The 13280-nt window shown below is 66.1% G+C and carries 13 protein-coding genes; 8 read left to right on the top strand and 5 right to left on the bottom strand.

The genetic code is table 11. The annotated features are described in order from the left end of the window. Positions 1-60: 60 nt before the first annotated feature. Positions 61-678 (top strand): SACE_7040 family transcriptional regulator, encoded by a 618-nt coding sequence (locus tag QMK22_RS08455; protein WP_283497186.1) that lies wholly within the window; start codon positions 61-63, stop codon positions 676-678. A 16-nt stretch (positions 679-694) separates the two neighbouring features. Here QMK22_RS08455 and QMK22_RS08460 read toward each other — a convergent pair whose 3' ends face one another. The 4 genes from QMK22_RS08460 to pdhA are packed head-to-tail and all read right to left on the bottom strand — an operon-like array spanning position 695 to position 4972. Continuing rightward, the gene (locus QMK22_RS08460; protein ID WP_283497187.1) at positions 695-1357 is read right to left on the bottom strand and encodes a 4a-hydroxytetrahydrobiopterin dehydratase; all 663 of its coding nucleotides are present in this window, start codon (positions 1355-1357) and stop codon (positions 695-697) included. Between the two features lie 38 nt (positions 1358-1395). Next, the gene (locus tag QMK22_RS08465) at positions 1396-2817 is read right to left on the bottom strand and encodes a dihydrolipoamide acetyltransferase family protein (protein ID WP_283497188.1); all 1422 of its coding nucleotides are present in this window, start codon (positions 2815-2817) and stop codon (positions 1396-1398) included. Then, positions 2814-3872 (bottom strand): alpha-ketoacid dehydrogenase subunit beta, encoded by a 1059-nt coding sequence (locus QMK22_RS08470; protein ID WP_502857343.1) that lies wholly within the window; start codon positions 3870-3872, stop codon positions 2814-2816. Before QMK22_RS08470 ends, QMK22_RS08465 begins: the two co-directional genes overlap by 4 nt. Then, positions 3869-4972: a pyruvate dehydrogenase (acetyl-transferring) E1 component subunit alpha gene (gene pdhA, locus QMK22_RS08475; protein WP_283497190.1), complete on the bottom strand. Its 1104-nt coding sequence runs from the start codon at positions 4970-4972 to the stop codon at positions 3869-3871. The genes QMK22_RS08470 and pdhA overlap by 4 nt, the downstream gene beginning before the upstream one ends. A gap of 131 nt (positions 4973-5103) precedes the next feature. Here pdhA and QMK22_RS08480 point away from each other — a divergent pair, with 131 nt between their 5' ends. The 7 genes from QMK22_RS08480 to QMK22_RS08510 all read left to right on the top strand — a co-directional run bounded on the left by QMK22_RS08480 (position 5104) and on the right by QMK22_RS08510 (position 12884). Beyond that, positions 5104-5568, top strand: coding sequence for an Lrp/AsnC family transcriptional regulator (locus QMK22_RS08480; protein WP_283497191.1), 465 nt, complete (start codon positions 5104-5106; stop codon positions 5566-5568). Positions 5569-5784: 216 nt separating this feature from the next. Beyond that, positions 5785-6270 (top strand): NADH-quinone oxidoreductase subunit B family protein, encoded by a 486-nt coding sequence (locus tag QMK22_RS08485; RefSeq protein WP_283497192.1) that lies wholly within the window; start codon positions 5785-5787, stop codon positions 6268-6270. After that, on the top strand, positions 6267-8285 hold the full coding sequence (locus QMK22_RS08490) for a proton-conducting transporter transmembrane domain-containing protein (RefSeq protein ID WP_283497193.1): 2019 nt from the start codon (positions 6267-6269) through the stop codon (positions 8283-8285). Before QMK22_RS08485 ends, QMK22_RS08490 begins: the two co-directional genes overlap by 4 nt. After that, a complete protein-coding gene (locus QMK22_RS08495; protein WP_283497194.1) occupies positions 8282-9235 on the top strand; it encodes a respiratory chain complex I subunit 1 family protein in 954 nt (317 codons plus the stop codon). The genes QMK22_RS08490 and QMK22_RS08495 overlap by 4 nt, the downstream gene beginning before the upstream one ends. Positions 9236-9247: 12 nt before the next feature. Next, complete coding sequence (locus QMK22_RS08500; protein WP_283497195.1) at positions 9248-9907, top strand: hypothetical protein; 660 nt, start codon at positions 9248-9250, stop codon at positions 9905-9907. Then, positions 9907-11355 carry a proton-conducting transporter transmembrane domain-containing protein gene (locus QMK22_RS08505; protein ID WP_283497388.1) on the top strand — a complete coding sequence of 483 codons (1449 nt, stop codon included), beginning with the start codon at positions 9907-9909 and terminating at the stop codon, positions 11353-11355. The genes QMK22_RS08500 and QMK22_RS08505 overlap by 1 nt, the downstream gene beginning before the upstream one ends. Further along, positions 11355-12884 (top strand): hydrogenase large subunit, encoded by a 1530-nt coding sequence (locus tag QMK22_RS08510; RefSeq protein WP_283497196.1) that lies wholly within the window; start codon positions 11355-11357, stop codon positions 12882-12884. The genes QMK22_RS08505 and QMK22_RS08510 overlap by 1 nt, the downstream gene beginning before the upstream one ends. A 3-nt stretch (positions 12885-12887) precedes the next feature. Here the strand turns inward: QMK22_RS08510 and QMK22_RS08515 are convergent, their stop codons facing one another. Continuing rightward, entirely contained in the window at positions 12888-13223 is a 336-nt protein-coding gene (locus tag QMK22_RS08515; protein ID WP_283497197.1) for an ArsR/SmtB family transcription factor, read from the bottom strand. Positions 13224-13280 lie beyond the last annotated feature (57 nt).

Genomic DNA, 13280 nt, shown 5'->3' on the forward strand with positions numbered 1-13280 from the left:
CGGGGCACCATCACAGTTAATGATTGGTAACTCAAATTAGGTTAGCTAGAGTTAACTCAAATGTCCAGCATGCAAAAATCCATCCCACTCCCGTCGCCGACGCCGCGCAGCCAGGCCAAGGCCGACCGGCGCAACGCCCTGCTCAGCGCGGCGGCCACCCTGTTTGCCCGCTCGGGCTTCAACGGCGTCTCGATTGAGGATCTCGGTGCCGCTGTCGGGGTGAGCGGCCCGGCCGTGTACCGGCACTTTGCCGGCAAGCAGGCCGTGCTCGCCGCCCTGCTCGTCGACGTGAGCGAGGAGCTCGTCGCCGGAGGCGGCGCCGTCGTCTCGGCGACGACGGAACCCGCAGCCGCGCTGCGCGACCTCGTGCGTTTTCACGTGAGCTTCGCCCTGACCAACCCCGACGTGATTCGGGTGCAGGATCGTGATCTCGACAGCCTGGCGGAGGCCGACCGACACCGGGTGCGAGCGTTGCAGCGGGAGTACGTGGAACTCTGGGTGCAGGTACTGCACCGGGTACACCCATCGGTTGACGAATCCCAGCTGCGCATTCGCGCGCACGCGACTTTTGGCCTGCTCAATTCCACACCGCACAGTGCACGAACCCCGAGCCAACCCGCCGTGCGTGCCCTACTGGAGGAAATGGCGCTCGCTGCCCTCGGCCTGCCGCCGGCTTGACCGGTGCGTGAGATTTTCAGAATGCGGCCGTGCAGACGCACAGTTCGTTTCCCTCAACGTCGGCCAGCACCCACCAGTCGGGCGCGTGCTCAGCGGTGAGCAATACGCCCCCGGCTTCGAGCACGGCCGTGACCCGGTCTTCGGCGTCATCGCTGGGCACATAGACGTCGAGGTGAATGCGATTGCGGTCGGAGCGGGCGATCTGCATGTGCTGAAACCAAACTTTGGGGGCGAGCCCGCGCGGATCGACCAGCTCCACGCCGTCATCCCCGACGACCTCGATGTAGCCGAGGCCGACCCGCCAGAATGGGCGCACGGCATCCGCGTCGGTGCAGTCAATCGCGATGTCGTACCGGGCGGGCTGCACGGGCTGGGCCGTGCACCCGAGGGTGTCGGCGATCTGCTGCACGCGTTGGGCGAGCTCAAGGTCGCGCGTGGTGACTCCCCCGGCGTCGTGCGAGGTCAGCGTGAGCGACACCGTGCCGTAGCCGAGGCGCAGATCGGGATGGTGATTCAGCGACTCGGCCACCGCCCCGATGTGGTTGACCAGCTCGAGAGCTGACGCGAAGTCCGTCGTGGCAAAGGTGGCGTGCAAGCATCCGTCGAGGTGTACGAACCCCGTGCCCGCCAAGTGGTTCTTCGTCGCGAAAGGGGCCAGGAGTACGCCGTGGGCATTCATGCCTCCACTGTGCTCCGCCGACGCACCCCGGTCAACCGTCAAATCATGGTGAGCACCCGCGCGGGGTTGGCGAGGATGGTTCCGATGTCGGCGAGAAAGCGCGAACCCTGTTCGCCGTCAACCAGCCGGTGATCAAACGACAGGCTGAGCGTGAGAACCTTGCGCAACGCGACCTGCCCGCGATATTCCCACGGCTGTGAGCGGATGGCGCCCATCGCGAGAATCGCCGCCTCCCCCGGGTTGATGATGGGGGTGCCGGCGTCGATACCGAACACTCCGATATTGGTGATGGTGATCGTTCCCCCGGACAGCGCCGCCGGGGTGGTCGTACCGGCCCGGGCCGCGGTGGTGAGTTCGGCGAGTGCGTCGGCGAGGCCGCGCAGGTCGAGCCGCTCGGCATCGACGATGTTGGGAACGAGCAGCCCGCGCGGAGTTGCCGCGGCGATGCCGAGGTTCACGTAGTTGAACTGCACGATTTCACCGGCCGGTTCATCCCACCGGGTGTTCACCGACGGCGTGCGGCCGACGGCGAGGCAGAGCGCCTTGGCCACCACGGCGAGAATGCCGATGCCGGCGTCGGTAAAGTTCCGGTCGGCGCGCAGAGAATCCAGCAGTTCCACGGTCGGGGTCACGTCAATGGTAAGAAATTCGGTCACGTGCGGTGCCGTGAAGGCGCTCTGCACCATGGCGGCTGCGGTGAGCTTGCGCAGGCTCTTGATCGGCGAGCGGGTCTCCCGCGCGGCGGCGTCAAGGCCGGCCACTGCCGCCGCCGGACCAATCGACGTGGACGCAGGGGTCGCCGATGCAGTGGGTGGCACGCCGGATGGTTCCGCTGCCCCGTGCGGGGCCGTCGCCGGCACCGACTGCGTACTGTGGGCCCGCACGTCGTCCCGGGTGATCAGGCCATCGCGCCCGGTTCCGGTGACCGTAGCCAGGTCAATCCCGAGGTCACGGGCCAGGGCACGCACCGGCGGCGTCGAGCGCGGTCGTTCCCCCGCGGATACCGCGGCGACGGGATCCGTCGGGCGAGTTTCTGCGGCGAGCGCAGCACCACCCGACCGGGCACGGCGCTGGGGATGGCCACTGCGCTCGACGGCCGGGCCGTAGCCGACCAGATTGGCTTCTCGCTGCTCGGCCGGAGCCGGAGCATCCGCTTGCACGTCGGCATCAGCATCGGCGGGCAGAGCAGACCCGGGCTCAGCAGACCCGGGCTCAGCAGACCCGCCGATATCGAACGAGACGATCGGCTCACCGACGTGCACGACCACGCCCGCCGGTTGATGCAGCACGCGCACGACGCCGGCGAACGGGCTGGGCAGCTCGACCACGGCCTTGGCCGTCTCCACGTCGGCGATGTGCTGGTTGAGCGTCACCTCGTCGCCCGGTGCGACGAGCCAGGCCACAATCTCGGACTCGGTGAGCCCCTCACCGAGGTCGGGCAGCGCGAATACCTTGATCATCGTCTGCCCATGACCCGGTCGACGCCGTCGAGAATGCGGTCCAGGTCGGGCAGGTGGTGGCTTTCGAGCTTGGCCGGTGGGTAGGGCACGTCGAAGCCGGTCACCCGCACTGGGGCGGATTCCAAGTAGCTGAAACAACGTTCCGTGATGGTGGCGATAATCTCGCCGCCGAGTCCACCCGACGCGGCCGCCTCATGCGTCACGACGAGTCGTCCGGTTTTACGAACGGATGCCTCCACCGCCGCGTAGTCCACCGGAGACAGAGACCGCAGGTCGATGACCTCGATCGAGATGCCCTCATCGGCCGCGGCGAGCGCCGCATCCCGAGCTGTGGACACGAGCGCGCCATAGCTGAGGAGAGTGACATCGGTACCCGGACTCACGATGACGGCCCGCTCCATCGACGCTCCCAACTCCGGCGCGACCTCGCCCTTCACGTGGTACCGGCGCTTGGGCTCGAAGTAGAGCACCGGATCATCGCTGGCGATGGCCTGCCGAATCAGGCTGTAGGCATCCTGTGCATTGGAGACAGCGATCACGCGCAGGCCTGAGGTGTGGGTGAAATAGGCCTCGGGCGATTCGGAGTGATGTTCGGCCGCTCCGATTCCACCGCCGAACGGCACGCGGATGGTGATCGGCATGCGCACGGCACCCTGCGTGCGGTAGTGAAACTTGGCGACCTGGCTGACGATCTGGTCGAAACCGGGAAAGATGAAACCGTCGAATTGGATCTCACAGACCGGGCGGTAGCCGCGATAGGCCAGGCCGACGGCGGTACCGATAATGGCCGATTCGGCCAGCGGCGTGTCGATAACCCGGCGCGCGCCGAACTGGGCGAGCAGGTCGGTCGTGACACGAAAGACACCGCCGAGGGCACCGATGTCTTCGCCGAGCAGCACCACCTTGGGGTCATCGAGCATGGCCTGGCGCAGCCCCTCGTTGATGGCCTTGGCCACGGTGAGTGTCTTGGTCTCGCTCAGCGGCGTGGGCGGCGGTGCGGTGAGACCGGGAACCGTCGACACTGTTGCGGGAGTCATCAGGGTTGTCATGGTCATCGTCCTTCTCCGGGCTGGTCTGAACTGCCAAAGCTCGTGAGGTAGCCGGCGTAGTCGGTGCGCTGGCGCTCAAGGGTGGCGTTGGGGGTGGCATAGACATGATCGAAGACGCTCAGCGGCTCGGGATCTGGCATGCCGATGCAGCCCGCGCGCAGCTCGGCGGCCGCGGCATCGGCCTGGGCCTGGGTGGCCGCCTCGACCTCGGGCGTGATTTCACCGAGCCTCGTGAGCAGCCGGTGCAGACGCAGCAGAGGATCGCGCGTTTTCCACTCGGCGAGCTCGGCCGGGTCCCGGTAGCGGGTGGGGTCATCCGCTGTGGTGTGCGGTCCCATCCGGTACGTGACGGCTTCAATGAAGGTGGGGCCGCCGCCGGTACGCGCCCGGTCGAGGGCGATGCGGGTCGCCGCCATCACGGCGAGCACATCGTTGCCGTCGATGCGCAGACTCGGGATGCCGAAGCCGGGCGCGCGATCGGCGATATTGCGGTGCGCCTGCACCCCGACCGGCTCCGAAATGGCCCAGTGATTGTTCTGGCAGAAGAACACCACGGGGGCCTGAAAGCTCGCGGCGAACACCATGGCCTCGTGAACGTCGCCCTGGCTCGTGGCCCCGTCACCGAAATAGGTGATGGCAACGGAATCGACCTCATCCCGCACGGCGCCGAGCGCCCAGCCGGTGGCGTGCAGCGTCTGGGCACCGATGATAATCGCCGGGGTGGCCACATTCACCGTGTACGGGTCCCAGCCGGACTGGGCGTTGCCGCGCCAGACCTTGACGATGTCCGTCACCTCCACCCCACGACAATAGGCGACCGCGTTCTCCCGGTAACTCGGAAAGACGAAGTCATCGTCGCGCAAGGCCCGAGCCGAGCCGACCTGGGCGGCTTCCTGGCCGAGCAACGGCGGCCACAGGCCCAGTTCACCCTGCCGTTGCAGGGCCGTCGCCTCGGTATCGATGCGACGCACCACGACCATGTCGCGGTACAGGGCCAGTAGCGCCGGTCCATCGAGATCGGCGACCCAGGGGTCAAAGTCGGGTCGGGGCATCCGCTCGCCGTCAAGCGAGAGAAGCTGCACCGGCTGGGGAGAGGAATCGATCATGGTTGGCTCCGAGCGTCATTGCTAAAGTTGACGTGAGCCTATGACGAGGTGACAGGGAGCACAACCACTGGGAAAAATAGTGAGCAGAGTGCCCTATTCACGCTCGCCGGAGCGTGTTAAAGTTTTGCACTATGTACAGCCTTGACAAGACCGACACGAAGCTCCTTCAAGCGCTCTCGGCCGATCCCCGCAGCACCTTCGTCGCGCTCGCCGACACCCTGGGCCTCTCCCGCAATACCGTGCAGGCACGCATGAAGCGATTGGAAGATTCCGGGGTCTTTCTCGGCTTCGATCGCCGCATCAATCCGGCTGCCCTCGGCTACCCGCTGACAGCGTTCATTGAGGTGCACGTGCAGCAGAAACGGCTCTCCCAGATCGTGATCGATCTGGCGCTGATTCCCGAAATCGTGCAGGCACACGGCATGAGCGGGCAGGCCGACCTGCTCGTGCGTGTGGTCTGCACGGATGCCGCCGACCTGTTTCGCATCGACGGCACGATCCTCGCGTGCGAGGGTGTCGAGCGCACCGAGACCTCGCTCGCGATGGGCGAGGTCATCCCCTACCGGCTCACCCCACTGCTCGACCGACGCGGTTAGCCCGCAGTTCGCGCCGGTCTCGACCTCGGCCCGTAGTGATCTATTTGCTAAAGTCTTCATATAGATATATAAAGAAGTAATGAAGTTATCTGCGCTGGTAGTCTTGCCCGCAACCAGACGCACCGCAGAATCCGTCGCCTGCTCTTCCCCCTTCGACTCAGCGCTCCCCACAGAAGGCAGCAGTTTTGTGAACACGCATGCATACCGGGAGCTCGTATGAGTTTCGTGCGATTAGCCACCCTCATCCGCAGCAGGTCACGCATCGCTGAGCCAGCACCGGCCGCGCCGCCCCTGTTTGCCGGCGCGGAGGTGTTCGGCGGCAGCGTGCAGGTGCGTTTCATCAATGCCGGCGGCTGTAATGACTGCGCGCTCGAGGTCTCTGCCGCATTCGGCTCGGTCTACGACGTGGAACGCTACGGCGTGCGTCTGGTGCCGTCGCCGCGGCACGCCGACGTGCTGCTGATCGTCGGCAGCGTGACCCGTAACATGGCTGAGCCGCTGCGCCGTACCATCGAGGCGACCCCAACGCCCCGGTTTGTGATCGCGGTCGGTGACTGCGCTTTGCACGGCGGCGCCTTCGAGAGCGGCTACGGCATCATCGGACCCGTATCCGACTTCGTGCACGTCGACATCGAAGTGCCCGGCAGCCCGCCGGAACCGGCCGACATTGTGCGGGCACTACGCCGGATGACCGGCCGATGACCGGCATCGCGGCTGGTCTCCTCCTGCAACTCGGCCTTGGCGCCCTGGCCGTACTCAGCGCCCTGGCACTGGCCCCGGCCCTGCGGTCACTGGTCGGCGGAATCTTCGGCACGCTGATCGCGGTGACCGGCTTCCTGACCGGTCTGGCCGCTCTGCTCGGCGCCACCGGCGGGTTGGTCATTCCGATCGCCCTGCCGATGGACCCGCTCCTGCTGGCGCCCGATCGCCTCGGCGGCCTGTTCATGCTCATCGTCTCGGGCGTCGGCATTCTCGTGTCGCTCTATTCCATGAGTTCCACGCGTGGCCCCGACGCGAGCCGCACCGCCTGGGTAGCCATGCCGGTCTTCCTCGTGGGGATGCAGCTCGTGCCCGCCGCGACGGACTCCGTCTCGTTTTTGCTCGCCTGGGAGATCATGACCCTCGGCTCGACCGTGCTTTTGTTCGCCGACCATGCCAGGCGCTCCACGGTCGCCTCAGCCGGTATCTGGTATTCGGCGATGTCGCAGCTGAGCTTCTTCTTCATCCTGGCCGGATTCGCCGTGCTCGCCACAGCGTCGGGCGGCACGAGCTTCACCGACCTGCAGGCAATTGAGCCCGGTTCGGGTGCCGCCAACGTGGCCTTCGTACTGTTTGTGCTCGGCTTCGGCGGCAAAGCCGAACTCGTGCCGCTGCATGTCTGGGTGCCCCGCGTTCTGCCCGAAGCGCCCAGTCACGTCTCGGCCGCTATGAGTGGCGCCATGGTCAAGATCGGTGTCTATGGCGCTCTGCTGGTCTGCGTGCGCTTAATGCCCGACGGTCCAGCGTGGTGGGGCATCGCGATCATGCTGGTCGGTGGCGCATCCGCTCTCTACGGCATTCTGCAGGCGTCCGTGTCGAGCGACCTCAAGGTTTTGCTCGCCTACTCCACAACCGAGAACATGGGCCTGGTCTTTCTCGGACTCGGCGCGAGCATGCTGCTGCGCGGCTATGACGCCACAGCGGCAGCCGATGCCGCTCTCGTGGCCGCCCTGCTCCTCGCCATCAGCCACGCCGCGTTCAAATCCACCCTGTTTCTCGGTGCCGGCGCGATCATCCACGCCACCGGGGAACGCAACCTCGACCGTCTGGGCGGGCTCGGTGCCCGCATGCCCGTCACCGCCGCCGCGTTCGGAATCGCGAGCCTCGGCGCCGCAGCCATCCCGATTACGAGCGGTTTCGTCGCCGAGTGGATGCTGCTGCAGTCGCTCATTCACGGCGGTCGTCTGGACGGGGCCGTCGTTTCCATCTCGGCTTCCGTTGCCATGCCGCTCGCCGTCGCCGTGATCGCACTCACCGCTGGTCTGGCCTTGCTCACCTTCGTCAAGGCCTACGGCATCGCCTTTCTCGCGCGCCCGCGCAGCGCCCCCGCAGCGGATGCCCGCGAGGTGCCGCCGCTGATGCAACTCGCCCTCGTGCTCGGCGCCCTCTCCATTCTTGCCCTCGGGCTACTTCCCGGGCCGATCGCCGCCGTCGTGGCGACCACGTTCAGCACCGACCCCACCGGGGCGGTGCAGGCGGTCGGCCTCGGTGGCGTATCGTTGCCGGGCATCGGGGCCACGCTCGACCCGGTCATGCTTGTCATACTCTCGGCCCTCGTGGCCATCCCGGTGTTCGTGTCGATCATCGTGTCGGCACACCGGCATCCCGCTCGCACCATCGACCTGCCCTGGGGCGGCGGCGGCTCCCGGGCCCGCCCGCGCATGCAGTACACCGCAACCTCCTACGCCGAACCCCTCGTGCGGGTCTTTGACGACGTGCTCAAGCCCACGCGCGACGTTCAGGTCACTCACGTGGCCGAGTCTCGCTATCTGGTGGAACGGGTCAGGGTGGAACAACGCGTCTCCGACGTCATTGAAACCCGGCTGTATCGGCCGGTACTGAACCTGTTCCAGCGCTATGGGATCGTCGTGCGCCACATCGCCAACGGCAGCATCCACCGTTACCTGTCGTATTCCTTCGTCGCTCTTCTGATCGTGCTGATTGTGGTGTCCCTATGAATGCCACGCTCAGCGCCATCATCATCGCCCTGGTGCAGGTTGTTTTGTTCGTCTTCCTCGCCCCGCTGCTCATGGGGGTGATCCGCCAAGTGCGGGCCAGGATCGAAGGACGCGTCGGCGTCGGTATCTGGCAGCCCTGGCGTGACGTGCGCAAGCTGCTCGCGAAGAACCCGGTACGCGCCGAAGACAGCAGCTGGATGCTGCGGGCCGGCCCCGTCGCGCTGATGGTTTCGAGCCTGCTGCTGTGTGTGCTGCTTCCGCTGGTGGGCACCATTCCCTTCCCGCACATTCCGAGCGACCTGTTCGTCATCGTCTCGGTCATGCTCATCGGCGTGGTCGCGCTGGCGCTCGTCGGTCTGGACGGCGGCACCGCATTCGGTGGCATGGGTTCGAGCCGGCACATGACCGTCGCCGCCCTGGTCGAACCGACCCTGCTGCTGGCGGTGTATGCCCTGTCGATCCCGGCCGGAACCAGTGCCATCTCGGTCATCGTCGAGACCCGCCTGTTCTCTCCCGAGGTGATCATCTCCCCGGTCAGCGTGCTCGCCCTCGTGGCGCTGTCGATTGCCATCATGGCCGAAACCGGCCGCCTGCCGGTCGATAATCCGGGTACCCACCTGGAATTGACCATGCTGCACGAAGCCATGACCCTCGAAGCGAGCGGACGCGATCTGGCCTGGCTCGAAGTGGGCTCGTGGCTCAAGCTCGCCGCTCTGCTCGGACTGGTCAGTAACCTGGTCGCGCCGTGGGGTGTCGTGACCGATTTCACCCTGCTCGGCTTGGCGATCGGCGTCGTCGCCATCGCCGTGAAGGTACTCGTGCTCGGCGTGCTGCTCAGTGCCGGTGAGATCTTCCTGGCCAAGGTGCGCCTGTTCCAGGTACCCGAGCTGCTCGCGGGTTCCTTTGCCCTGGCCTTCCTCGCCGTCACCGCCTCCTACCTGGTCGCCTGAGGAGCATCCGTCGTGTTTGAAACCTTCTACCCCCAGCTGATCGGACTGTGCACCGGAGCCCTGCTGCTCACGAGCGCGCTCATGGTCTGGCGGCATTCCCTGCTCGCATCGATCCGGCTACTCGGACTGCAGGGCATTGCCCTCGCCGCGCTCGTGGCGGTGATCGGCATCGCGGAGGACGAATCCGAACTCGTGTTCGTCTCGCTGCTGATCCTCACGGTCAAGGGCCTTGGCCTGCCCTGGGTGCTCGCACACCAGTCCAAGGCGTCGATCAAGCAGATTCAGGAATCCCCCCGGCTCAACCCGACCGCCGCGCTGCTCGCCGTCACCCTGCTGACCATCCTCAGCTACGTGGTCGTCAGCCGCGTCTTCGGCCTCGGTGACACGACCACCGGCCATGCCGCACCGATCGGCCTGGCCATGGTGCTCATTGGATTCTTGCTGCTGATCAGTCGTCGCCGCGCCCGCTCGCAGCTCATCGGTTTTCTTCTGCTCGACAACGGCATCGCCACCATCGCCTTTCTCACCAGCGGCGGCGTTCCGATTCTGCTTGAGTTCGCGATCTCCCTCGACGTGCTGCTGGTCGTGCTTATTTTGCACGTGTTCGCCGGCCGCATGCGCACCAAGTTCGGCGGTACCGCCGTCGATCAGCTCAGAGAGTTGCACGATTGATGTCTGTTGTTCTGTGGATTCCCCTGGTCGGCCCGCTCGCCTTCGCGGGTCTCAGCCTGCTGCTGCGCGGGTCGGCGCTGCGCCGTTTCGTCGGTGTTGCCGCCTCTGGCGCGGTGCTCGTCTCCGGGCTGCTCCTGATCAGCACGGTACTCAACGGCGCCGTGCCCACCAGCGGCGGCGGCATGCTGCGCGCTGATGCCCTGTCCGCCTACATGCTCAGCGTCGTCGGAGCCGTCGGGCTCATCTCGACCTGGGGCGGCCTGAGCAGCGCCGCCTCGAGCCGCACCAGAACTGCCGCCGGCTACGAGGCGCTCATCGCCCTGTTCCTCGCCGCCATGTCGCTCGCGGTGCTCGCTGACAGCATTGGCCTGATGTGGGCGGCGGTCGAAGCCACGACCATCGCCACGGCGTTTCTGGTCGGCCATCACCGTACCCGCCACTCCCTCGAAGCCGCCTGGAAATATGTCATCCTCGGCTCGGTCGGTGTAGCCATCGCCCTGCTGGGCATCGTGCTGATCTACGCCGCCTCGGTCGGCACCGACACGCCCACGCTGTCCTGGTTGCTGCTCAGCCAGTCCGGTCTCGGCCTCGACCCGGCACTCATCACGGCCGGCGGAGCCCTCGCCGTGCTCGGTTTCGCCACCAAATCCGGCCTCGCCCCGATGCACAGCTGGTTACCGGATGCCCACAGCCAGGCCCCAGCGCCGGTCTCCGGGCTGATGTCCGGTGTGCTGCTCTCGGTGGCGCTGTACGCCATCCTGCGCATCCAATCGATCACCAACCTCGTGATCGGACCGGAGTTTCTGCGCACCATGCTCAGCGTTGGCGGTCTGCTGTCGCTGTTCGTGGCCGCCTCCCTACTCATCCGCCAACGCGACTACAAGCGGATGCTCGCCTATTCCAGCATCGAGCACATGGGTCTGATGGCGATCGGTGTCGCCATCGGTCCGGCAGCCCTCCCCTCCGTGCTGCTGTACATACTCGGCCACGGTCTGATCAAAGCGACCCTGTTCGTAATCTCCGGTCGTATCCTCAAAGTCGAGGGCACCCCGATGATCTCCGACGTGCGTGCACTGCTGGCGCGACGCCCCGGCCTCGCCGTGCCCTGGCTCATCGCAATGGCTGCCATCGTCGGCTTTCCCCCGTTCAGCATCTTCTTCTCCGAGGTGGGCATCATCATGGCCGGCTGGGCGGCCGGCCTGGGCGGCGTCGTCGGAGCGGCCCTCGTGCTGCTACTCGTGATCTTTGCCGCGTTCACCCGCCTGACCGTGCAGATGACCATCGGCGCTCCCCCGGATGGCGTGGCGTTCACCCCCGATTATTCGGCCCACGGTCCGCGTCTGCCGATCATCCTGGCCTTGGCGACGACGGCAACGGTGGCGTTCGTCGCCGAACCGGTCGGCACTCTTCTACTGCAGGCCACAGCCGTTCTCGGAGGTTCCAACTGATGCGTGACGAACAGATTCCCGACGATCTGGGCCCTGACGGCCAGACTGCCAGCCGAGCACGGCCGCGCTACCTCGACCGAGCGCAGCTGCCCGCGGCCGCCGCTGCGTTGCTCGACGCCGGCAGCCGCCTGGCCCTGGTCGCCTGTCACGAAGACGACGACGATTTTCGGATCGTGTATTCCTTCGTGGGAGCGGCCCCCGCGCTCCGCGCCGACCTGTCGGTCAGCGTTCCGCGGGGCGACGCCTGGATTCCCAGCCTCGCCGAAATATCCCTCCCGGCCGGTAACTTCGAGCGCGGGATACGCGATCTGTACGGTGTCGTTCCACGCAACCATCCGCAGCCACACCGACTGGTACGGCACGGTCACTGGCCACGCGGCTGGTACCCGATGCTGCGCGCCAACACCGTCGTACCCGAATTTGAGCCCGACGTTGAATCATTTCCGTTCGTGCCGGTGGAAGGCCCCGGCGTCTACGAAATCGCCGTCGGCCCCATTCACGCCGGCATCATCGAACCCGGACACTTTCGGTTCTCCGTCGTGGGTGAAACCATCGTGCGCATGGAGGCACGCCAGTGGTACCTGCATCGCGGTGTCGAGAAGGTCTTCGAAGGCAAGACCGCAGCTCAGGGCGTCGCCTTAGCCGAGCAGATCAGCGGCGACACCGCCGTTGGCCACTCCCTCGCCTTCGTCATGGCCGTCGAACAGGCAGCCGGCATCGAGGTATCCGAACCCGACCGGCTGCTGCGTGCCCTGCTGCTGGAGCTGGAACGCCTCTACAACCACGTGACCGACCTCGGCTCCCTCGCCAACGACGTGGGGTTCGGCATCATCGACGCCCACGCCCAGGGGTTGCGCGAGCAGCTCCTGCGCATCAACAAGACGGTCACCGGGCACCGTCTGCTCCGCGGCGCCCTCAGCGTCGGCGGCACCAGGGTCAACGCACTGCCGGAGGCGGCTGATCTGGCCCGCATCGCCGCGGTCATGGCCGAACTGGCCGGGATTACGCTGGGTCATGCGATCGTTCGCGGGCGCTTCACCGGCACGGCACGCCTGTCCACTGCGCGCGCGAGCACTATCGGAACGCTCGGCTACGTGGCCCGCGCCTCGGGAATCCACACGGATGCCCGCAGCGAGCATCCGTTTGTCAACCTCGGTGAGGCTTTCCACATCGTGACCGAAGACGGCGGGGATGTGCTGGCACGCTACACCGTTCGTGCCCGCGAGGTGGAGGTATCAACGGCCCTGGCCCTCGACCTGTTGCGCCGGCTGCACGGTCACACCGGAAGCGCCTTCACGGTGAACCCGATCACCGGCGGCGCCGGGCTGGCCCTGGTCGAAGCCTGGCGGGGAACAGCGGCCCACCGGGTCGAACTCGCCGCTGACGGTACGCTCGCCCGGGTGAAGGTCGTCGACCCGTCCTTTTTGAACTGGCCCGCCGTTCCGGACGCCCTCTCGGAAACAATCGTTCCGGACTTTCCGCTCGCCAATAAGAGCTTCAACCTGTCTTACGCCGGCAACGACCTGTAGTCGCTATTCCTGTTCGAGGTGGCGCAGCAGAGCGTGCGAATCCGAGAGGTTCGCGAGAACCATGCGCTTGGCAGCAGCCAACAGCTCGACCGCGCTCGGGTCGCGCAGCGTATAGAAAATGGAGTTGCCCTCGCGGCGAGTGACGACCACGCCCGCGCGGCGCAAAACGCCGAGCTGCTGCGAAAGATTCGACAGCTCACAGCCGAGTGCCTCAGCCAGCGAACCCACCGATCTTTCACCAGCGCTAAGCTGCTCCAAAACCTGCACGCGCAGCGGATGCCCGAGCGACTTGAACAAGTCAGACTTCAATTGGGCAGCGGGCAAACCGGAGGACAGCACGGGTTTAGTATATCGCTACTTTATAAATCTTTCATTTAGTCAATTTCTTCAAATAGA

Source organism: Cryobacterium sp. PH29-G1, from assembly GCF_030063365.1.
Taxonomy (GTDB): domain Bacteria; phylum Actinomycetota; class Actinomycetes; order Actinomycetales; family Microbacteriaceae; genus Cryobacterium.